The sequence below is a fragment of the Cytobacillus firmus genome, from assembly GCF_023657595.1.
Classification (GTDB): domain Bacteria; phylum Bacillota; class Bacilli; order Bacillales; family Cytobacillaceae; genus Cytobacillus; species Cytobacillus firmus_B.
This window is the reverse complement of record NZ_CP098323.1, coordinates 2,360,387-2,378,978: the sequence shown is the minus strand read 5'-3', so window position 1 is coordinate 2,378,978 and position 18,592 is coordinate 2,360,387. Positions and strand designations below refer to the sequence as shown.

The window sequence follows — 18,592 nt, the reverse complement described above, 5'->3', positions numbered from 1 at the left end:
AGCATGTTGAAACTGACACCGGAACAAAGAATTGAACTCCATGGATTTAATAATCTGACAAAATCACTCAGCTTTAATATGTATGATATTTGTTATACGAGGACAAGGGAAGAGCGTGAAGCCTATATAGATTATATTGATGAGGAATATAGCGCGGAGCGGCTCACAAAAATACTTACGAATGTTTCCGATATTATTGGTGCACATGTCCTGAATGTGGCACAGCAGGATTATGTGCCACAAGGTGCAAGTGTGACGGTCCTTGTATCTGAAGGGCCAGTAGTGGAGGTACCGGCTGAATCATATGATGAATCTCCCGGACCGCTGCCGGATAACGTAGTCATGCAGCTGGATAAGAGCCATATTACCGTTCATACCTATCCTGAATATCATCCTGACGAAGGAATCAGCACATTCAGGGCTGATATAGATGTATCCACCTGCGGAGAAATTTCCCCGCTAAAAGCCCTTAATTACCTGATCCATTCCTTTGATACAGACATCATGACCATTGATTACAGAGTCAGGGGATTCACACGGGACAAGGACGGGAAAAAACTCTATATCGACCATGATATCAGTTCGATTCAGAATTATATTCCCGATGAAGCAAAAGAGGATTTTGATATGATCGACGTAAATATTTATCAGGCACACACCTTTCATACCAAATGTAAAATAAGGGATTTCGATTTGGATAATTATTTATTTGGATACACCAAGGACACGCTTGATCCGAATGAGGCCGAAGAGATTACTGAGCGGCTCACAACAGAGATGGATGAGATTTTTTACGGTAAAAATATTAAACCCGGTTCTATAACAGAGTGAACATGGAGGCTCCCAATCAGGGAGTCTTTTTTCATAATCCCCTGAAATCAGGAAATGATAAAAATAACGATAAATAGGGGGATTTGGGATGGAAGAAAACAAGGTTCATTTGACTTCAGGTGAAATGGCAGTTTTATGGACAGGTTACCTAAATGACAGCATGTCATTGCCTCTTCTGGATTATTTTGTTAAGACCGTGGAAGATAACGAAATAAAACCTGTAATTGAATTCGCCCGTCAATTATCGGATGGCCATATCAAGTTTCTGACTGACTTTTTCCAAAATGAAAAGTTTCCAATACCAAGAGGCTTTTCAGCTAATGACGTTAACCTCAATGCTCAAAAGTTATACACAGATACATTTATGCTTGAATTTATTATGCAGATGGCCAAATCCGGTCTTGTTGCGTATGGCAGCTCTTTGGGCATGTGTGCCAGGAAAGATATTAGAGCATACTTTATTAAATGCATCGATCAAACCGTCGAATTGTTTGAAAAAGCAACGGATATAGCCTTAGAGAAGGGAATTTAGCTGAGAAGGCCATACATAGATATTCCGGCGGAAACTGACATGATTGATGATAAAAGCTATTTAAGCGGGCTAAATCCTTTAAAGAAGCCTCGGCCACTAAATGCGATTGAGATTGCCCATTTATCCTTTAATGTGGAAACCAACATGGTGGGAACCATGCTCGCTCTCAGCTTCTCACAGGCTGCCAAATCAAAAGAGATTATCAGCTATATGGAACGGGGCAGGAACATTTCAAAAAAACATGTGAAAGTTCTTAGTTCAACATTGCTGGACAATGATATACAATCCCCTAATTCCGCCGATTATGCTGTAAAGGGAAACGACGAATCACCATTCTCAGAACGGCTGATGATGCAGCTTATGGCGTTTCTGAGTACATTGGGATCAGGAAACTATTCAGCAGCAGCTTCCGCAAGCCAAAGAAGTGATTTAATCCTGAATTATGAACGTCTTTCTTTGGAAATCGCCCAGTTTGCCAAAGACGGGGCAGACATTATGATCAAACACAAGTGGCTGGAACAGCCGCCAGGTTCACCCAACCGGACAGACCTGGCCAGAAGACAAAGCTAGAACCAGGGAATGCTGCTCTCCTGGTTCTTTTCAAATATACACCATCCTATTTCCAAAACTTCCACCATTTTTTTTCAGGTTCCTGTGCGGCAGCCGCGCTTCGGAAGGAAACAATCATATCCTGAAAAACATCTTCCCGCTGCTTTACTTCATGCCAATATTGCTCCCGCTCTTTATTAATGGTTTCGATATAAATTTCCCTGTCCGTATTTAATGTTTCAATCAGCGAGCTGATTTCGGTGCTGGTCACCTCGGCAGAAGAGGAGATGTAATGGATCATGGTTTTGAACTCTTCGGAAGAAGCTTCCGAGGATTCCGTCAGTTTGTTTGTCAACTGATTAATTTGATCGGAAGTACGTTTCGAACTCTTCGCAACCCTTTTCGAAAGAGTTCCGAATGCTTCGGAGGTATCTTCTGATGTCTGCTCAATCCTCGCTGTCAGTGATTCAATTTCCGCTTTCGTTTTTTCGCCTGATTTGTAGATTGAATCCGACAGGCTTTTAACGGTATGCAAAGATCCTTTGCTAATCTCTTTTTTCACTTCTTCTAAAACTTCCTTTCGAACGCCGATGCGAATTTCATTTCTGACATCTGTAAGTAAGCTGTCTCTGAAATTTTCCATGATAGCCATGAACTGTTCAGCATTCATGACTGAATCCTGTTCTTTATGTAATGCTGTTTCCGGTTCTATTGCCGCCAAAGCAGTTTCATTTGCTGGAGAAGCCGTTTCAGAAACAAAGTCCATATGTTTTTGCATCAATTCCCGGATCATTTCCTTGCTCAGGTTTTTATCGCGCATTTGCTTCACTTTATCAAGCAATGCAATTTCATGGTCTGTATAAAAACGGGCTCCCTGCTTGGACCTGGGAATCAGCAAAAGTCCGTTCAAATCTTTTTCCCATTGCCTTAAGGTCCCCGGAGGCACATTCAGCATTTTCGAGACCTCTTTTATTGTATAAGCTTTCATATATTGCGTATCCATTTTAACTCAGCCCTTTCCAAAATAGATTCTGAATCATTCGGAAGCGGGTTCCGAATCAATTTCTAACTAACCTATTCAGCAGGATATACCTCTTTTTCCTGCCGCATGACAAAAGCTATCAAAACAAGACGTTATTCATCAGAAAAAAGCAAAAAACCGCCATTTTGACAAAAGTCCAAAAAAATTTGCCAATCATCAGGCGATTTGTCATATTCGGGCGGGTATGGCACAATGGTTGGGGAGTTTAGCAAACTAGAATATTATAAAAACAGCGAATTGAAGAGGGAGTTTAATCAATTGGGTAATAGAATTTTCGCAATGTCTATAGCAGCCGGGGTTGGATTGTCTCTGACTGTGGGAAGCATAAAGATGGGGAGCAATGAACACTCAAATGAAAAGGAAATATATTATACAGCTGTTCCGCACGCGGAGGCACAGCATGAACCACACGTGAAGCAGGAAATTATGAAGAAATCGGTGATGTTGGATGTGCCATTGTACAACCAAATGGATCACCCGCGTTTATATAATGGTTGTGAGATTACCAGTTTGGCAATGATTATAAGCTATGAAGGCATTAAAGTATCAAAAAATGAGCTGGCAAAGGAGGTTAACCGGGTACCGCTCAGATATAGCGGAGGCGAGTACGGGAATCCCAATGACGGCTTTGTCGGCAATATGGAGGATGGTCCGGGATTAGGCGTTTATGAGGGGCCGATTTTCAATCTGGCGAAAAACTACTTTCCTGACCGTGCTGAGAATTTGACTGGCAAGCCGTTCGATGTGCTGCTTGAAAAAGTAGCGAAAGGGTCGCCGGTCTGGATCATTACAACCGCAAGCCTGTCACCCGCTGCATCTTTCGAAACCTGGAATACACCGGGCGGACCGGTGGATGTGACCTTCCAGATGCATAGTGTAGCTATAACCGGGTATGATGAGGAAAATATCTATATTAACGATCCGTATGGCACGAAAAATAAAAAGGTGCCTAGACAGCAATTTATAGAAGCCTGGGAGCTGATGGGGTCACAGGCTATTGTCATTAACTAGCATAATATCAAAAGAAGGGGCTGCAGCTTGCAGTCCCTTCTTTATCGCAGTCTAACGGGCAGTAAGACCCCCACTTCAAAACTCAGAGGAATCCAAGGAGGATAAGCGGGGGTCAAACTGCCCGTAAAGGCCCGATTGGTGAGATACAGTGAAACTTGCCGATGCACAGGCAGAGGCTTTGTTGAACCAATCGGGTTCGTAGTGTCGATTGATCGAAGCGTTAGCGGAGATCTTAGCGACACTTGAACGCGACTAACAATCAGTGGGGGATAAGGAAAACCCCACTGGTTGAAGTTTCACTTTATTTGCTTAATGATCCCATTCTCTTATACTTCAAAAAGATCCATTTTAAAAATGGAGGCACTACAAAGAATATAAAGAATAGGCGAAAAAGCTGATACCCTGTTACTATGGCCAGGTCGGCCCCGGTTTCATGGGCGATGATGGCCATTTGATCCATTCCTCCCGGTGCAAGGCTCAGTAATCCGGTGGCGGGGGAAAGGTGAAAAGCGTACATAACCCAAAAACTGAGCAGAACCGAACATACCATGAGAAGCAGGCCGCTTAATGCAGCAAGTGAAATCGTTTTAATCTTATTATCCAGCTTTTCAGGCTTCATCATCATGCCGATATGGGCTCCTATTAATAGCTGTGATAAATCCAAAACAGACGGGGGGAGCTGAGGACCATTTATGCCGTAAATGACAAGGGCAGCTGTTCCCATAATTGGACCGAGAAGGTATGCGGTCGGAAGCTTCAGGCGTTTGCTTAGGATAATGCCGGCAAAGGAAACAAGAGCAAAAAGAAAAATATCAGGGAATAAATCCCTCCATAAAGGAACAGCGGCTGTAAATTCAGAACTGACTTCCATGTTCATCCATGGTCCGAAAACCAGAACAGGGATAATGAAGATAATCATAGTCAGTCTAGCAACCTGCATAAAGGTAACGACTGTGATATCGATTCCTTTGACTTCCTCTGCCAGAAGAATCATTTGTGAAAGACCGCCCGGAATACTTCCAATCAGCACGGTTGGATAGTCGATGCCCATTAATTTCGCAATGAGAAGGGCGGAAAGGGCACTAAAGAGAATCAGGCAAACCGTAATGAGAAAAATAAAAGGCAGCTTCTGGAGGATAAGCAAAACCGCTTCCTTTGTAAAAGATAGGCCGATGCTGTAGCCGACAATAATGATCCCGGCGTCCCGAAAAGCGGCTGGCCAGTAAAATGGAATCCTGCTGAGCCGGCTTCCAATCATTACAGCAGTCAATGCACCAAGCAAAAAGGCGACCGGAATATGCAATAAAGAAAATAACCCTGCACCTAATACAGCAGCAGAAAAGGTGATAAAAACATTTTTTTTCACGAAAAAACCTTCTTTTAATTAGATTACCTAAAGATATTTATACCATATTTGAACTATGAATGAATTACAAGTTTTATGTAATGGAATGTTTTCATACATTTATAAAAGAGGTCGGTATTCTTAGAAGGGGGACTAACCATGCCGGAAAAATTAAGCCATCTGGTTTTCATCTTATCTTTTATATGCCTCGGTTTATTTTTACTTCTTGGTTTTTCGCCTCTGTATGATCTTTACCTGCATAATATCGGGCATCGTCCATTTTCACTCCTTCTCCTCCTGACAGTCCTTGTCTTCCTCGTGAGTGTTATCGTCTTAAAGAAAGTCCAAAATTGGCAGGCGGGCTTTCATGTCTTATTTTCCATTATCCTCACGCTTTTTCTTTCATCCGTCCTCGCGATCATTGTGTTCTTTGGGGGCCAATTCAGGTAAAAGTAAAGAGCCTGCACCATTAAAGGTACAAGCTCAGCCCATTTACTGGATTGGCATCCAGTTTACCTTCCATATTCCTTCGCTGTTTTTGCTCAGGCCAAAGCCCAGCCCAGCCTCTTCGGATATGGAAATATACGCTGAGGAGTCATCGAGAGTGACTTCTTCCAGGCTGGCGTTCTTCACTCGATGCAATAATGTCTGTTCTTCTGGTATAGATGCTGACTCTCTTATCGCATTGAGGTAATCATTCAGAGTTGGAAACGGTTTTTCGATACCCGGTTCATGGTTAAACAAGGCATATTGAGTATAAAAATCCTCAATTTCCTCTGCAAACAGGTACAGCTGGAATACTTCTGACGGCCTTAAACCCTTTAGGGTCTCATCTGTCCCTCTTAAAGAAAATTCTTTGTACACATGGTTTAATGGCTCTGGAAGGACCAGCTTCTTATCATTGTTCAGCAAAAGCTGGAATGGCAGAGGCCCCAGTTGCAGTTCCTGTGGCATAATCACCTCAACAGCGTCAGCCTGATGGACAGTGCCTTCTGCAGCACGATATCCGCTGATAATTAAAGAAACATTTTCCTCTTTAATTGGCATTTTGACGCCAAACACCTTTTTCAGCTTCTCCTGGTCGGCCTCATTAAAGGCTATTTTTACGTTTTTGCCATCAATGAGCGGCAGCAGCTTTAAGGAATTATGATCAGGCAGAAAGTATACAATGTCATTCTTAAAATCCAGAGTGCCTGTGATTTCTGCTTTGCCTGTAAAAACTGCGGATAAGCTGCCATGTGAATCCTTCTCAAAATTACTCAATTTCCAGTTGTTCAGCATAGCACCCTCTGCAAGACCAGGATAAAAACTTCTATCTGCTACGGCGGTCTCCTGTCCATTTTGCTCTGGAAAGACCTCTGTCTGAACTCCAGCAATCCCGCCAATCAAAAGGACAAACCCGACAGCGGCAGCCGCAGAAAGAAGCTTTGGAACATAGTCTTTTTTCCGTCCCTTATCAGCAGAAGAGCCGATCCGGTTTCTGACTATCTGTTTTTCCTGCTCTGTGAAAACAGATTCCTTCGTCCATGCACCATTCACTGCTTTCTTAACTTCATGATTCAGATCACCCATGCTGTTCACCTCTTTCTGAAGCGGATAAAATTCTCCTGACTTTTTCCTGTCCTCTGTACAAGCGTGTTTTGACGGTTGAAATGGGGATATTAAGAGCTTCACTTATTTCAGCAAGACCAAAATCCTGATAATAATGGAGCAAAAAAACTTCGCGGTATTTAACTGTCAGTGATTCTATCGTTTTCAGCAATTCATGATGTTCATCCTGTTCCAGAAATGCTGCTTCAGGATCTTTTCCTCTATCCTTTTTTAGAAGAAAAATCTTTTCATTCATGATCAAATTGCGATAATGCCAGCTTTTAAGGTAGTCCTTGCTTTTATTAATAGCGATTGTGAATATCCATGTTTTAAAAGAAGATCTTTGCTGAAAATTTTCCAATTTTTCATACACAGTAATAAAGGTGTCCTGTGTTAAATCGCTGGCAGTATTCCAGTCCTTTACATAGCTGTATATTAATCTTTTCAGAACGGTTCCATACTCATCCATGATCATTTCAAGAACGAGAGCACGGTCCGCTTTATCATCGATTGACCGTTTTATATACTCATCAATGCTCACATGTCTGCCTCCTTGCTTAAATGCCAGGCTGCCGATTTTGGCTGCCTTTTATCGCAGTCTAACGGGCAGTAAGACCCCCACTTCAAGACTCAGAGGAATCAAAGGAGGATAAGTGGGGGTCAAACTGCCCAATCTAGCTGCGGCTCCTAGGGGCTCGAGGTCATAAGCCAATCAGCTGATGGGAAGAAAAGCACTCCCCACCATCTGCTCGTCTTATGCTTGTCACCCCAAGGCAAGTCGCCTCGCTTTATAATGTAAAGGCCCGATTGGTGAGATACAGTGAAACTTGCCGACGCGCAGGCAGAGGCTTAGTTGAACCAATCGGGTTCGTAGTGTCGATTGATCGAAGCGCTAGCGGAGATCTTAGCGACACTAGAACGCGACTAACAATCAGTGGGGGATAAGGAAAACCCCCACTGATTGAAGTTTCACTTTATTTGACTGACAGTTAGACGACAGATACAAGTCAATCGCTTCATTTTTTTGGCATTTATTAAGATTATACAAAAAAGCGCAAACCATTTGGTCTGCGCCTGAATTATTTATTCACTTTTTTCCTGATTAAATAAAACCACATCAATGCATAGGTTAAGAACAGAAGGAGCAAAAATAAGAACACAGACAAATCGTTTTGAATGATCAATCAGTACACCTCACTTCATGTATGCATTTATTTTAGGCTTTCCAATGGAAACGGAAATAATAAGTAGAAAATCACCACAGCAGGCAGAGAAATGAGCATGGCCATTGCCGGTTTTCTATAGTGGACTCTTAATACAGCAAACAAAGCGATATTCAGCCAAATATTATGCCAGCCGTTCCAGCCGTTATCGTACACAAACATCCCTTTATGTGCAAACAGAGACTGAATGATGGTAAAAAAGCCAATCCAAACCGCAGAGTAAATGTATCCATGGTTTTTATTCACAGGATAACGCTGCAGATATATGATTAGAGCCATGGGAGTTATAAAATAAGTGAAAGCTAAGTTAATAATGCTATGATTAAGCCATTCGGCCGTAATGCCTCTAAAAGTCCAGAGAGTATGATTAAAATAGAGCATGTTATAGGTAAGGTTAATCGCAATAAAGTACAGCACAGTCGGGTATTGTTTTTTCCATTGTGACCAATCAATAAAGCGGTAAGCAAACAAAATCCATACAACAATAACAAGTATCAGATACATAGGACATCACCTTTAATATTTAATACATACAGGTATTTCCATTTCCCAATAAAATATTCACCTGAAAAGCACCGTCTTTGAAGGATAGCCGGGCTAACTATATAATGGCTTTATTGTGTTAAAAGAAGAAAGGGAGAGGATCATGACAAAATCAACAATTCCACCGCAGATCAAATTAATCGCTCTCGATATGGATGGAACTTTATTAAATTCCAGAGGGGAAATTCCTGAAGAGAACCGTGCAGCCATAAAAGAGGCAAAGGAGAAAGGAATCGAAGTCATTTTGAGCACCGGAAGATCAAGGCTTACAGCAGGCGATCATGCCGATTCCCTGGAATTAAACTCCTATTTAATTACGGTTAATGGCAGTGAAATATTTGGCCCAGATGGAGAATCCATTTCAAGAGCTCCCGTTGATTCCAAAGTTATGGAATGGATGTGGAACTTGTCACAGTCACATAAGACCAATTTTTGGGCCACCAGCTGCGAACGGGTATGGAACAACGAAATGCCGGAAAATATTCATGACCATGAGTGGCTTAAGTTTGGATTTGATATTTCAGATGACGCAGTCAGGGAACTGATCCATAAGGAGCTGCAGTCAAAAGGCGATCTGGAAATTACTAACTCAAGCTTAACCAATATTGAAGTCAATGCTCTTGGCATCAATAAAGCCAAAGGGATCCAGAAGGTAACAGAGCTTCTTGGCATTTCGATGGAAAATGTAATGGCCATGGGAGACAGCTTGAACGATATTGCCATGATTGAGGAATCAGGCTGGGGAGTAGCGATGGGAAATGCCCAGGAAATCGTGAAAGAAACAGCCGATGCTGTGACGGGAACCAATGATGAAGCCGGTGTTGCACAGGCAATCAGAAAATGGGCATTTTAGTGAACGAAAACCGGCTATTAAGCCGGTTTTTTGATTTACATCTTTGATCTAAGTACGGTTTCCTGCAACTCGACTTCCACATTCCCTTTAATTGCCCTTGAGATCATGCAGGATGCTTCGGCTTTTTGCGCCAGCTTTCGCGCAAGTGCATGGTCCTTTTCATCGGCATCTGCCTTCAGCACGATAACCGGGCGATGAATGATTTTCCTGTAGGTAATCACACCTTTGGTCACATCCACAACACCGACTGATTCCATCGTCAGGTCATCTTTCTCGAGCCGGCTGCGTTCCATCATGGCTGCCAGGGTAATAATATAACAAGTTGCCGCTGCCCCCAGCAGCATTTCATCCGGATTGGTTCCGATTCCAGGACCGTCCATTTCCGGAGGGATAGATACCTTTGTTCTCAGCCCGCCTGTTTCAATTTCACCCACATTATTCCGAAGTCCTGGCCAATGTGCTTTTAAATGGAATTGGTGTTCAGCCATTCTATTATTCCTCCAAGTTATGTATTTCTAATTACACCTTAAAGAGGAACAGGCAGAATTGCAAGACTTTACAGATTTACCTTTTCAAGCTAAGATGAAAACAGCCAACTTAATAGTTTTACTGCTAGGGGTGCCCGATGCTCGCGGGCTGAGAAAGAAACCGGACTGTTTTTTACCCTTCGGACCTGATCTGGATTATACCAGCGTAGGAAAGTAGTAATTGCGGGGAACGACGTTCTTTCTCTTAGATTATTCAGCCAGGTCCAATTTCGGATCTGGTTTTTATTTTGTTCTCAAAACAAATGTATTGGCTATCAATAAGGAGGATTTTCTATGAATCTTAACGATCAGATTGTTATTATTACAGGCAGCAGCAGAGGGTTGGGCAAAGAAACAGCTAAAGCTTTCGCAAGAGAAGGGGCGAGAATTGTCATTAACTATTTCCATAGCGAGGAAAAAGCCCATGCTCTGCAGAAGGAAATTGGCGAATCAGCCATTGCCATTCGTGCTGATGTTCGGGACAGAGTTCAAGTGAAATCCATGTATGAAAAAACGAAGGAACACTTTGGAGCCCCCATTACAACCATAGTCAATAATGCATTGGTGAATTTTCAATTTGACCCTGTTTTAAAAAAAGATGCAGAAACAATTAAATGGGACGATTACAAAAATCAGCTGGAAGGTGCGATTCTGGGAGCATTGAACACTGTTCAGGCAGGTCTTGAAGATATGAAAAAACAGGAGTTTGGCAGGATAATCTCGGTCGGCACCAACCTATTCCAGCATCCAGTTGTACCCTATCATGACTATACGACCAGCAAAGCTGCTTTATTAGGCTTCACCAGAAATATGGCGAATGAGCTGGGCCAATATGGAATTACTGCAAATATGGTATCAGGCGGTTTGTTAAAAACGACAGACGCCAGTGCTTCGACCTCTAAGGAAGTGTTTGAAATTATCGAAAACTCGACTCCACTAAGAAAAGTCACAGATCCTGCAGAAGTGGCAGATGCGATAGTCTTCTTCGCTTCTCCCTGGGCAAGGGCAGTTACAGGACAGAATTTGGTTGTGGATGGCGGACTAGTTATGAATTAAAGGAGGATTTAAAATGAACATTCAGGAGCTTAGCAGTCTATTAGATAAAGTAAGAGAGTCAAACCCTCTGGTACATAATATCACCAATGTGGTAGTAACCAATTTTACTGCCAATGGCCTGCTGGCAATTGGTGCATCACCTGTAATGGCTTATGCGCATGAAGAGGCGGGTGATATGGCTAAAATCGCCGGGGCTCTGGTTCTCAACATGGGAACACTGACTGAAAAAGAAGTGAAAAGTATGCTTATCGCAGGAAAGTCAGCCAATCAGCATGGGGTGCCGGTAATCTTTGACCCGGTTGGTGCCGGCGCGACAGCTTATCGAACAGAAACAGCCAATAGAATAATGGAAAAATTAGATATTAGCATCATAAGAGGCAATGCTGCAGAAATTGCCAATGCAGCAGGACAGCAATGGAATATTAAGGGCGTCGATGCCGGGGAAGCGAAAGGAAGCACTGCAGATCTTGCAAAGTCAGCAGCAAATAAACTTGGTTCAGTCACCGTCATTACAGGGAAACAGGACATCGTTTCAGATGGACATTCCACTTTTTCGGTCAACAATGGCCATCCCCTGTTAACGAAAGTAACAGGTGCCGGATGTCTTTTGACTTCTGTCATTGGAGCTTTCGCTGCTGTTGAAAAGGATCCAGTAAAAGCGGCAGCTGCTTCATTGGTCGTGTATGGCTCTGCCGCCGAAATCGCTGCAGAAAAAACGGATGGCAGGGGCCCGGGCACTTTCCAAATAGAGTTCTTGAATAGCTTATATACTATTTCAGCCGCAGATGTTGAATTGCGCGGCTCTTTTAGTCAGATAGGAGGGGAATAAATATGAAGGTGAACAAAGCATTAACCATAGCAGGATCAGATAGCGGCGGCGGTGCGGGTATTCAGGCCGATTTAAAAACCTTTCAGGAACTCGGCGTTTTCGGCATGTCAGCATTAACTGCCGTAACAGCCCAAAACACCATGGGAGTGCAGGGAGTTTATCCAATGACCCCAGATGCTGTTGCGTCCCAATTGCAATCCATTGGAGTGGATTTAAGGCCGGATGCAGTCAAGACAGGTATGCTCTTCAGTGCAGAGATTATCGAAAGGGTTTCAAAGGAGATTGCGAAATACGGCTGGAACAATATCGTCATTGATCCGGTGATGATAGCAAAAGGTGGAGCAAGCCTTCTTCAGACTGAAGCCATTATAGCGATGAAAAAGCATCTGATTCCGCTCTCGATGGTGATTACACCCAATATTCCCGAGGCAGAGGTTTTAACGGATACTATTATTCGTTCAATGGAAGATAAACGGAAGGCAGCAAAAGAACTCTATAGGCTTGGTGCGAAACATGTCATCATTAAGGGCGGTCATGAGGAGGGAAAAATGGCTGCCGATCTATTATTTGACGGTGAAGGTTTTACCGAATTCAAGAGTAATAGAATCCAAACAGCCAACACACATGGGACAGGCTGCACTTTTTCTGCTGCAATCACAGCCGGCCTCGCTGACGGTGTTTCTGTGCCACAGGCTGTTGATCGCGCAAAGCAATTTATTCAGGCAGCAATTGAAAATGACTTAAGAATTGGCAGCGGTCATGGACCAACCAATCATTGGGCTTATAATTTGAAGAAAAAGGAGAGCTTCATATATGGAAGTTAATCCTAAGCAAATACGAAATTGGCTTAAAGTTTATTTCATAATGGGGAGCGTAAATTGCCGCCATAAGCCTGAAGATATTCTTCGGTCAGCGATTAATGGGGGCATATCCCTGTTTCAATACCGTGAAAAAGGTGCAGGATGCCTGCACGGCAAAGAGAAGGAATCTCTTGCAAAAAGCCTTCAGGCAATCTGCAAAGAGAGCAATATTCCCTTTATTGTAAATGATGACATTGAATTGGCACTTAGTATCAACGCAGATGGCGTCCATATAGGCCAGGAGGACGAGCCGGCAGATGTGGTCCGCAGGAAAATCGGCAGCAAAATCCTTGGCGTCTCCGTGCATAATATGCTTGAAGCAGAAGCAGCGATCCGGCAGGGGGCAGATTACCTGGGCATTGGCCCTATTTATCCAACAAGCACAAAAAAAGATGCTAAAGCCGTTCAGGGTCTTACTTTTTTAAAGGAATTGAGAGCTGCTGATATTCAGATTCCTGTGGTAGGGATTGGGGGAATTAATTTTAAAAATACACCTCCCATAATGGATGCAGGAGCAGACGGTGTTTCAGTCATTACGGCAATCAGCCAGGCAGATTCCCCGGAAAAATCAGCCAGGGAGCTAAAAGAAGCAGTAATGAGAAATATCCATTAATTTTGTGCATTTTTTAAAAAAATCAGTATTGTCGATTGTCTTTCAAGTTTCAGTGTTTATTACTATGCAATTATTGAAAAGCCATGGTAATGTTGTATTCATACAGATTTTTTCGTAAGGAGATACAATTGCAATGAAACTCGTATCATGGAATGTGAATGGCATTAGGGCCTGTGTGAAAAAAGGCTTCATCGATTACTTCAAAGAGATGGATGCAGACATCTTTTGTATCCAGGAGTCTAAATTACAGGAGGGGCAGATTGAGCTCATCCTGGATGGCTACCACCAATATTGGAATTATGCTCTGAAAAAAGGGTATTCCGGGACAGCTGTTTTCACGAAAAAAGAGCCGATTTCTGTTCGCTATGGGTTGGGCGAAGAGGAAACAGAACCCGAGGGCAGGATTCTTACGCTTGAGTATGAAGACTTTTATCTCGTGAATGTCTATACACCGAATTCGAAGCGTGACCTGGCCCGCCTTCCATATCGTCTGGAATGGGAAGAGCGGATTAGGGAGTATTTACTTGAGCTGGATGGAATCAAGCCTGTTATTATGTGCGGTGACTTAAATGTGGCCCATAATGAAATAGATTTAAAGAATGCAAAATCCAATCGCGGAAATTCCGGGTTTACCGATGAAGAACGCGACAGAATGACCAGATTGCTTGGTTCAGGGTTTGTTGATGCTTTCCGCTATAAATACCCGGAAGCCGAGGGAGCCTATACATGGTGGTCCTATATGGCAAAAGTAAGGGAGAGGAATATCGGCTGGCGGATTGATTATTTTATAATTTCTGAAAAGCTTCAGGAAAAAATAATAGATTCACAAATTCATTGCGACATTATGGGAAGCGACCATTGCCCGGTAGCCCTTAAAATGGATCTATAGGATGAAGCCTCTGCGATGTGCAGGGGTTTTGTTTTAGGAAAACAGGCAATAATTGAATTAAGATTATCTAAAGGAATGGTTATATGAACAAAACAGAAATGCTGAAGCTTTTTGTTCTTATTGAAAGAGTGTATCCTCCTTTCCGGATCAAAAACGAAATTGTTCATCATTATTTTGATCACTGTCTGGAATTCGACTACGAAATAGCCTTTAACAGCATAAAAGAGCATATTAGGAAAAGTCCGTATCCTCCATCCATCAGTCATATCGCGTGCTCTGCTGAAATGGCAGACTGCCGAAATTGGGAACAAGAGTATGTCCTTGCTGATCATGTGTGTTGATATTGATGGAAAATGTTTTGTTATTTTGTTATAATGCCTGTAAATCAAATAAAGTGAAACTTCAATCAGTGAGGGGTTCCTTTCCCCCACTGATTGTTAGTTGAACCAATCGGGCCTTTACGGACAGTTTGACCCCCACTTATCCTCCTTTGTTTCCTCTGGGTCTTGAAGCGGGGGTCTTACTGACCGTTAGACTGCGATAATAAAGGTTTTCTAGGGTTCCGCAGCAGATGCTGGCCTGGTCCGAGAGAAAACTCATAGCTTTTATGGCTATGCCACGGAGGGATAAAAGCCTGGGAGATACTGATCATCAGATATCTTCCGGGCTTTTTTCTTTTTCAGGGAATATTAATAAAGGAGCTGATTTCATGCAGTGGCTAAAGGTATTTATTGCAGCATTTTTTGAAGTGTTTTGGGTCATTGGCTTAAAGCATGCGGATGATCCCTTATCATGGGCAGGGACCATCATATGCATCGCTGTCAGTTTTTATCTGATGATCATGGCGGGCAGGGTGCTGCCGGTGGGGACGGTTTATGCTGTCTTTGTTGGCATGGGCACCGCCGGGACAGTACTATCGGAAATTATATTTTTCGGAGAGCCTTTGAAATTATCTAAAATCATTCTGGTTTTTGTTTTATTATTAGGAGTCCTTGGTTTAAAGCTGGTGACAAACGAGGACAAATCAAAAGGAGCTGAAAGTTCATGAGCTGGCTGTATCTGATTTTAGCTGGAATTTTTGAAATGACAGGTGTCACCATGATTAACAGCTGGCATCAAAACAGGAACTGGCGGTCCTTACTTCTGCTTATTGGCGGCTTTGGCGCCAGCTTCCTGTTCCTGTCTTTGGCCATGAAAGAACTGCCGATGGGCACAGCTTATGCCGTCTGGACCGGAATCGGCGCCGCCGGTGGAGCGATCCTTGGCATGATCCTGTACGGAGAACCGAAAGACGCCAAACGAATATTCTTTATTGCAATGGTATTAAGTGCGGCAATTGGGTTAAAACTTGTGTCTTAGCTATGAAACCCGGTCTAACCAAGAAACGCTCGCCATCAATATCTCATAGCAGTTCACCAGCATTCCATAGTAAAAACACAGCAGTTTGTTCATATTAAAAAGGACATGAAAAAGAGGTGACTGCTATGAATTTTGATTACACAGTTGAATCAGAGAAATCCATTGAAGAAACAATTACAGCATTGGAAACGCATTTAAAAGATGAAAAGTTTGGTGTACTTTGGACTTTTGATATTAAAGAGAAGCTGGAGGAGAAGGGCTTTCATCTGGATGAAGAATTTAAGGTCCTTGAAGTTTGTAATCCCCAGGAGGCGGAGAGAGTACTGAAAGAAGATAAAATCGTTGGCTAATTTCTCCCCTGTAAAATCGTTGTATATAAAGAAAACGGCAAAACAAAGATAGGATTGCCAAGGCCAAGTGTGTTAATAAGCATGATGGAAAGCCAGAACCTTAAAGAAATGGCATCAGATATAGAGAAGCGCCTGATTGCCTGCCTGGATAAATCCGTTTAATACATCTTCATCCAAAAACAAACAGCAAACACTGTTTGTTTTTCTTTTTATGCCTTACAATAGAGTGTGAATTCTAAATGTTGTGAAGGTGAATCCATGGATACAAAACTAATTTTAATCGAAGGCCTGCCGGGTTCAGGAAAATCCACTACGGCAAGATTGGTGCATGACATTCTAAACCAAAATGGCATCGAAGCACAAGTATACTTCGAAGGTAATCTAGACCACCCTGCCGATTATGAAAGTGTCGCTTTCTTTACTAATGATGAGTGGCAGTTCTTATTAGAAGAATTTAGCGCTTTCAGAGATCAACTATCAGAGAAAAGCATTTCACAAGATAATGGCTTTTTGCTGCCTTATAAAAAGCTTGGACCTGATATGCCAGATATATTTTATGAAAAAGCATTTAAAAATGATATCTATGAGCTGCAGCTGGAGAAAAATATTCAACTCATCACTCAAAAGTGGGCAACATTCGCCAGGCAAGCTGAAAACAGCAATAAAGTTCACATTTTTGAATGCTGTTTTATCCAGAATCCCGTTACGGTCGGAATGATTAAATATGGGGCTCCCCAAACAAAGCTGCTGGATTATATTTTAGCACTGGAAAATTCGATAAAAAATCTTAATCCGATGCTAATTTATATCAATCAGGATAACATAGAATACTCCTTCAAAAGAGCAATAAAAGATCGGCCGAAAAGCTGGTCTGAGGGCTTTATCCATTATTATACCCGGCAAGGATACGGAAAGCAGAATCATCTAAGCGGGGAAGAGGGCACCATAAAGATTCTAAAAGCAAGGAGACAGGCTGAAGAAGAGATTCTGAAAAAACTGACTATCCGAAAGACCATAATCAATAACACTGCCTATGATGAGCATTCCCACAAAATCGCTTTAGAGAATTTCCTGATCAATAACCCTGTTAGGAAAGGAAATGATTAAATGAACCATCAGGAAAGTTGTCCTTTTTGCAGTCCGCACAAGGATCCACACCAGAATATCATTTTTGAAAACAGCACTTGTTATTTTCTTCAGCACGATAAAGAACAGGATGTTTTAGAGGGCTGCGGGGTCATTGTGCCAAAAGCACATCATTCAGATGCCTTTCACTTAACGGCTGAAGAGTGGAAGGATACATATGAACTTCTTCAAAAAGCGAAGGATTATTTGGATACAAAGTATGAACCAGATGGATACACTCTTGGATGGAACGTCGGTGAAGCTTCCAATCAATCCATTCTTCACAGCCATCTGCACGTCATACCCAGATATAGTGATGAACCACACGCAGGAAAAGGGCTCAGACATTGGCTGAAGCAGCATGAAAATAAAAGAGGCGCAGTGAATAAATAAAAAACACACAGAAGGACTGTGTGTTTTTCAAGTTACTGTATTTTAGGAGGATTGCTCTTGACTTCAAGTACATCCAGCAGAAACACAAACACCGGTATACCGACAATCAATCCCCAGACACCAAAGAAATGCTCAGAGAAAATCAGAACAATGAACGTATAAAATACCGGCAAATCCGTTTTGGAAGACATAAGCTTCGGGTTTAAAATATAGGCTTCAATCGCATGAATCACCATAATTAACAGGAGGATATAAAACACCTGGATGAAGCCGCCTAGTGAATAGGCAATTGTACATAAAGGAACCAGGGAAATAATCACGCCTGCTACCGGGATCAGACCAAGCAGGAAAATAAGTATAGACAAGCCCATCAGGTGAGGGAAGTCCATGATCCAGAGCGCAAGTGTTGTCAGAATACAATTCACTGTGGCAATAACCACCTGCGCTTCAATAACTTTTCCAAATGTTTGCACGAACTTACTTCCAAAATAGGAAATCTCATTATAAAAGGCGGCCATTTTGCTGTATTTGAACTTTAAAGTAAACTCAGTCAGCTTAGGCTTTTCAAGCAGGAAGAACAAACTAAGGATAAGCGACAGCAATACTTGAATCGCAATATGGCTAATATCAGAAAAATATTGAAGCAGGAACGCAAAGCCCTGTTCGAGATACTTCGTAACTTCATTTCTTTCAAGCATTTGCACAATGTAAGTGATGACAATATTGTCATGCTTCTGGGTATAAAAGCTTTCAACCTGCTTAAACAGCTGAGAAATTTCAGTTACTATTAAAGGAAGATACTTAATAATCCCGATAGAGAGAAGGCCGATAATTCCTATATAAAGGGTTACGACTGTCAGTTTTCTATTCAGTTTAAATCTCGATAGGACCAGTTTCACGAGCCTATCCATCAAGAAAGAAAAAATAAAAGTAATCAGGATTAAATTAATCATGCTTCTCGACAGGTAAAGAGCCAGAACTATAATGCCAAAAATGACGAATCTTTTAAAGCCGTTATTAGTAAAAAGTGATTTAATCGTTTCCAATTCCATTCCTCCACACTTTAGTAGGT

General features: G+C 42.2%; 23 protein-coding genes, 1 pseudogene and 2 riboswitches. Of the genes and pseudogenes, 17 read left to right on the top strand and 7 right to left on the bottom strand.

Annotation, left to right across the window (positions count from 1 at the left end):
* The first annotated feature begins 6 nt into the window (after nt 1-6).
* The 3 genes from speD (at nt 7) to NAF01_RS25055 (ending at nt 1,933) form a co-directional block, all read left to right on the top strand.
* Entirely contained in the window at nt 7-831 is an 825-nt protein-coding gene (gene speD, locus NAF01_RS12115; protein WP_346769625.1) for an adenosylmethionine decarboxylase, read from the top strand.
* A gap of 88 nt (nt 832-919) precedes the next feature.
* Nucleotides 920-1,363, top strand: coding sequence for a DUF3231 family protein (locus NAF01_RS25060; protein WP_350457436.1), 444 nt, complete (start codon nt 920-922; stop codon nt 1,361-1,363).
* A gap of 39 nt (nt 1,364-1,402) precedes the next feature.
* The gene (locus tag NAF01_RS25055; protein ID WP_350457435.1) at nt 1,403-1,933 is read left to right on the top strand and encodes a DUF3231 family protein; all 531 of its coding nucleotides are present in this window, start codon (nt 1,403-1,405) and stop codon (nt 1,931-1,933) included.
* A 46-nt stretch (nt 1,934-1,979) separates the two neighbouring features.
* Here the strand turns inward: NAF01_RS25055 and NAF01_RS12105 are convergent, their stop codons facing one another.
* Nucleotides 1,980-2,900, bottom strand: coding sequence for a MerR family transcriptional regulator (locus NAF01_RS12105; protein ID WP_252222117.1), 921 nt, complete (start codon nt 2,898-2,900; stop codon nt 1,980-1,982).
* A 312-nt stretch (nt 2,901-3,212) separates the two neighbouring features.
* Here NAF01_RS12105 and NAF01_RS12100 point away from each other — a divergent pair, with 312 nt between their 5' ends.
* On the top strand, nt 3,213-3,965 hold the full coding sequence (locus NAF01_RS12100; protein WP_222500345.1) for a C39 family peptidase: 753 nt from the start codon (nt 3,213-3,215) through the stop codon (nt 3,963-3,965).
* Nucleotides 3,966-4,266: 301 nt separating this feature from the next.
* Here NAF01_RS12100 and NAF01_RS12095 read toward each other — a convergent pair whose 3' ends face one another.
* A complete protein-coding gene (locus NAF01_RS12095; RefSeq protein ID WP_222500347.1) occupies nt 4,267-5,331 on the bottom strand; it encodes an AbrB family transcriptional regulator in 1,065 nt (354 codons plus the stop codon).
* Between the two features lie 138 nt (nt 5,332-5,469).
* On the opposite strand from NAF01_RS12095, the gene NAF01_RS12090 reads away from it, so the two are divergent.
* Nucleotides 5,470-5,760: a hypothetical protein gene (locus NAF01_RS12090; RefSeq protein WP_048012061.1), complete on the top strand. Its 291-nt coding sequence runs from the start codon at nt 5,470-5,472 to the stop codon at nt 5,758-5,760.
* Nucleotides 5,761-5,802: 42 nt separating this feature from the next.
* Here the strand turns inward: NAF01_RS12090 and NAF01_RS12085 are convergent, their stop codons facing one another.
* The 3 genes from NAF01_RS12085 to NAF01_RS12075 form a co-directional block, all read right to left on the bottom strand.
* The gene (locus NAF01_RS12085; protein WP_222500349.1) at nt 5,803-6,882 is read right to left on the bottom strand and encodes a hypothetical protein; all 1,080 of its coding nucleotides are present in this window, start codon (nt 6,880-6,882) and stop codon (nt 5,803-5,805) included.
* Nucleotides 6,875-7,441, bottom strand: coding sequence for a sigma-70 family RNA polymerase sigma factor (locus NAF01_RS12080; protein WP_048012059.1), 567 nt, complete (start codon nt 7,439-7,441; stop codon nt 6,875-6,877). Before NAF01_RS12080 ends, NAF01_RS12085 begins: the two co-directional genes overlap by 8 nt.
* A gap of 670 nt (nt 7,442-8,111) precedes the next feature.
* A complete protein-coding gene (locus tag NAF01_RS12075) occupies nt 8,112-8,627 on the bottom strand; it encodes a CBO0543 family protein (protein WP_250802353.1) in 516 nt (171 codons plus the stop codon).
* A 142-nt stretch (nt 8,628-8,769) separates the two neighbouring features.
* Here NAF01_RS12075 and NAF01_RS12070 point away from each other — a divergent pair, with 142 nt between their 5' ends.
* A complete protein-coding gene (locus NAF01_RS12070) occupies nt 8,770-9,519 on the top strand; it encodes a Cof-type HAD-IIB family hydrolase (protein WP_048011409.1) in 750 nt (249 codons plus the stop codon).
* A gap of 35 nt (nt 9,520-9,554) precedes the next feature.
* On the opposite strand, the gene NAF01_RS12065 is transcribed toward NAF01_RS12070, so the two are convergent.
* Complete coding sequence (locus NAF01_RS12065) at nt 9,555-10,007, bottom strand: OsmC family protein (RefSeq protein WP_250802352.1); 453 nt, start codon at nt 10,005-10,007, stop codon at nt 9,555-9,557.
* A gap of 116 nt (nt 10,008-10,123) precedes the next feature.
* Nucleotides 10,124-10,236, top strand: a riboswitch (TPP riboswitch).
* Between the two features lie 104 nt (nt 10,237-10,340).
* Between NAF01_RS12065 and NAF01_RS12060 the strand changes: the two genes are divergently transcribed.
* From NAF01_RS12060 to NAF01_RS12010, 11 genes and pseudogenes are all read left to right on the top strand, one after another.
* On the top strand, nt 10,341-11,102 hold the full coding sequence (locus tag NAF01_RS12060; protein WP_048011407.1) for a 3-oxoacyl-ACP reductase: 762 nt from the start codon (nt 10,341-10,343) through the stop codon (nt 11,100-11,102).
* Nucleotides 11,103-11,115: 13 nt separating this feature from the next.
* The gene (gene thiM, locus NAF01_RS12055; RefSeq protein WP_222500355.1) at nt 11,116-11,931 is read left to right on the top strand and encodes a hydroxyethylthiazole kinase; all 816 of its coding nucleotides are present in this window, start codon (nt 11,116-11,118) and stop codon (nt 11,929-11,931) included.
* 2 nt (nt 11,932-11,933) lie between these two features.
* Complete coding sequence (gene thiD, locus NAF01_RS12050; protein WP_222500357.1) at nt 11,934-12,755, top strand: bifunctional hydroxymethylpyrimidine kinase/phosphomethylpyrimidine kinase; 822 nt, start codon at nt 11,934-11,936, stop codon at nt 12,753-12,755.
* Nucleotides 12,745-13,404 (top strand): thiamine phosphate synthase, encoded by a 660-nt coding sequence (gene thiE, locus NAF01_RS12045; protein WP_197245757.1) that lies wholly within the window; start codon nt 12,745-12,747, stop codon nt 13,402-13,404. Before thiD ends, thiE begins: the two co-directional genes overlap by 11 nt.
* A 133-nt stretch (nt 13,405-13,537) precedes the next feature.
* Nucleotides 13,538-14,293 (top strand): exodeoxyribonuclease III, encoded by a 756-nt coding sequence (locus tag NAF01_RS12040; RefSeq protein WP_222500359.1) that lies wholly within the window; start codon nt 13,538-13,540, stop codon nt 14,291-14,293.
* 83 nt (nt 14,294-14,376) lie between these two features.
* Nucleotides 14,377-14,634 (top strand): replicative helicase loader/inhibitor, encoded by a 258-nt coding sequence (locus NAF01_RS12035; protein ID WP_163143958.1) that lies wholly within the window; start codon nt 14,377-14,379, stop codon nt 14,632-14,634.
* 202 nt (nt 14,635-14,836) lie between these two features.
* Nucleotides 14,837-14,936: riboswitch (guanidine-I (ykkC/yxkD leader) on the top strand.
* 66 nt (nt 14,937-15,002) lie between these two features.
* The gene (locus tag NAF01_RS12030) at nt 15,003-15,341 is read left to right on the top strand and encodes a DMT family transporter (protein WP_163143956.1); all 339 of its coding nucleotides are present in this window, start codon (nt 15,003-15,005) and stop codon (nt 15,339-15,341) included.
* A complete protein-coding gene (locus NAF01_RS12025; protein WP_163143954.1) occupies nt 15,338-15,652 on the top strand; it encodes a DMT family transporter in 315 nt (104 codons plus the stop codon). The genes NAF01_RS12030 and NAF01_RS12025 overlap by 4 nt, the downstream gene beginning before the upstream one ends.
* Before the next feature lie 125 nt (nt 15,653-15,777).
* Nucleotides 15,778-16,164 (top strand): annotated as a pseudogene (locus NAF01_RS12020) (DUF302 domain-containing protein).
* 96 nt (nt 16,165-16,260) lie between these two features.
* A complete protein-coding gene (locus NAF01_RS12015) occupies nt 16,261-17,109 on the top strand; it encodes a P-loop NTPase family protein (RefSeq protein WP_250802351.1) in 849 nt (282 codons plus the stop codon).
* Nucleotides 17,110-17,520: an HIT family protein gene (locus NAF01_RS12010; protein WP_048011398.1), complete on the top strand. Its 411-nt coding sequence runs from the start codon at nt 17,110-17,112 to the stop codon at nt 17,518-17,520.
* A gap of 32 nt (nt 17,521-17,552) precedes the next feature.
* Here NAF01_RS12010 and NAF01_RS12005 read toward each other — a convergent pair whose 3' ends face one another.
* Nucleotides 17,553-18,566 carry an AI-2E family transporter gene (locus NAF01_RS12005; protein ID WP_396021361.1) on the bottom strand — a complete coding sequence of 338 codons (1,014 nt, stop codon included), beginning with the start codon at nt 18,564-18,566 and terminating at the stop codon, nt 17,553-17,555.
* Between the last annotated feature and the right edge of the window lie 26 nt (nt 18,567-18,592).

Bases quoted from the DNA above. Each gene is read 5' to 3' on its own strand.
- NAF01_RS25060 (WP_350457436.1), top strand. From the start codon at position 920: ATGGAAGAAAACAAGGTTCATTTGACTTCAGGTGAAATGGCAGTTTTA.
- NAF01_RS25055 (WP_350457435.1), top strand. From the start codon at position 1,403: ATGATTGATGATAAAAGCTATTTAAGCGGGCTAAATCCTTTAAAGAAG.
- NAF01_RS12105 (WP_252222117.1), bottom strand. From the start codon at position 2,900: ATGAAAGCTTATACAATAAAAGAGGTCTCGAAAATGCTGAATGTGCCT.
- NAF01_RS12090 (WP_048012061.1), top strand. From the start codon at position 5,470: ATGCCGGAAAAATTAAGCCATCTGGTTTTCATCTTATCTTTTATATGC.
- NAF01_RS12085 (WP_222500349.1), bottom strand. From the start codon at position 6,882: ATGGGTGATCTGAATCATGAAGTTAAGAAAGCAGTGAATGGTGCATGG.
- NAF01_RS12075 (WP_250802353.1), bottom strand. From the start codon at position 8,627: ATGTATCTGATACTTGTTATTGTTGTATGGATTTTGTTTGCTTACCGC.
- NAF01_RS12070 (WP_048011409.1), top strand. From the start codon at position 8,770: ATGACAAAATCAACAATTCCACCGCAGATCAAATTAATCGCTCTCGAT.
- NAF01_RS12065 (WP_250802352.1), bottom strand. From the start codon at position 10,007: ATGGCTGAACACCAATTCCATTTAAAAGCACATTGGCCAGGACTTCGG.
- NAF01_RS12060 (WP_048011407.1), top strand. From the start codon at position 10,341: ATGAATCTTAACGATCAGATTGTTATTATTACAGGCAGCAGCAGAGGG.
- thiM (WP_222500355.1), top strand. From the start codon at position 11,116: ATGAACATTCAGGAGCTTAGCAGTCTATTAGATAAAGTAAGAGAGTCA.
- thiD (WP_222500357.1), top strand. From the start codon at position 11,934: ATGAAGGTGAACAAAGCATTAACCATAGCAGGATCAGATAGCGGCGGC.
- thiE (WP_197245757.1), top strand. From the start codon at position 12,745: ATGGAAGTTAATCCTAAGCAAATACGAAATTGGCTTAAAGTTTATTTC.
- NAF01_RS12040 (WP_222500359.1), top strand. From the start codon at position 13,538: ATGAAACTCGTATCATGGAATGTGAATGGCATTAGGGCCTGTGTGAAA.
- NAF01_RS12035 (WP_163143958.1), top strand. From the start codon at position 14,377: ATGAACAAAACAGAAATGCTGAAGCTTTTTGTTCTTATTGAAAGAGTG.
- NAF01_RS12030 (WP_163143956.1), top strand. From the start codon at position 15,003: ATGCAGTGGCTAAAGGTATTTATTGCAGCATTTTTTGAAGTGTTTTGG.
- NAF01_RS12025 (WP_163143954.1), top strand. From the start codon at position 15,338: ATGAGCTGGCTGTATCTGATTTTAGCTGGAATTTTTGAAATGACAGGT.
- NAF01_RS12015 (WP_250802351.1), top strand. From the start codon at position 16,261: ATGGATACAAAACTAATTTTAATCGAAGGCCTGCCGGGTTCAGGAAAA.
- NAF01_RS12010 (WP_048011398.1), top strand. From the start codon at position 17,110: ATGAACCATCAGGAAAGTTGTCCTTTTTGCAGTCCGCACAAGGATCCA.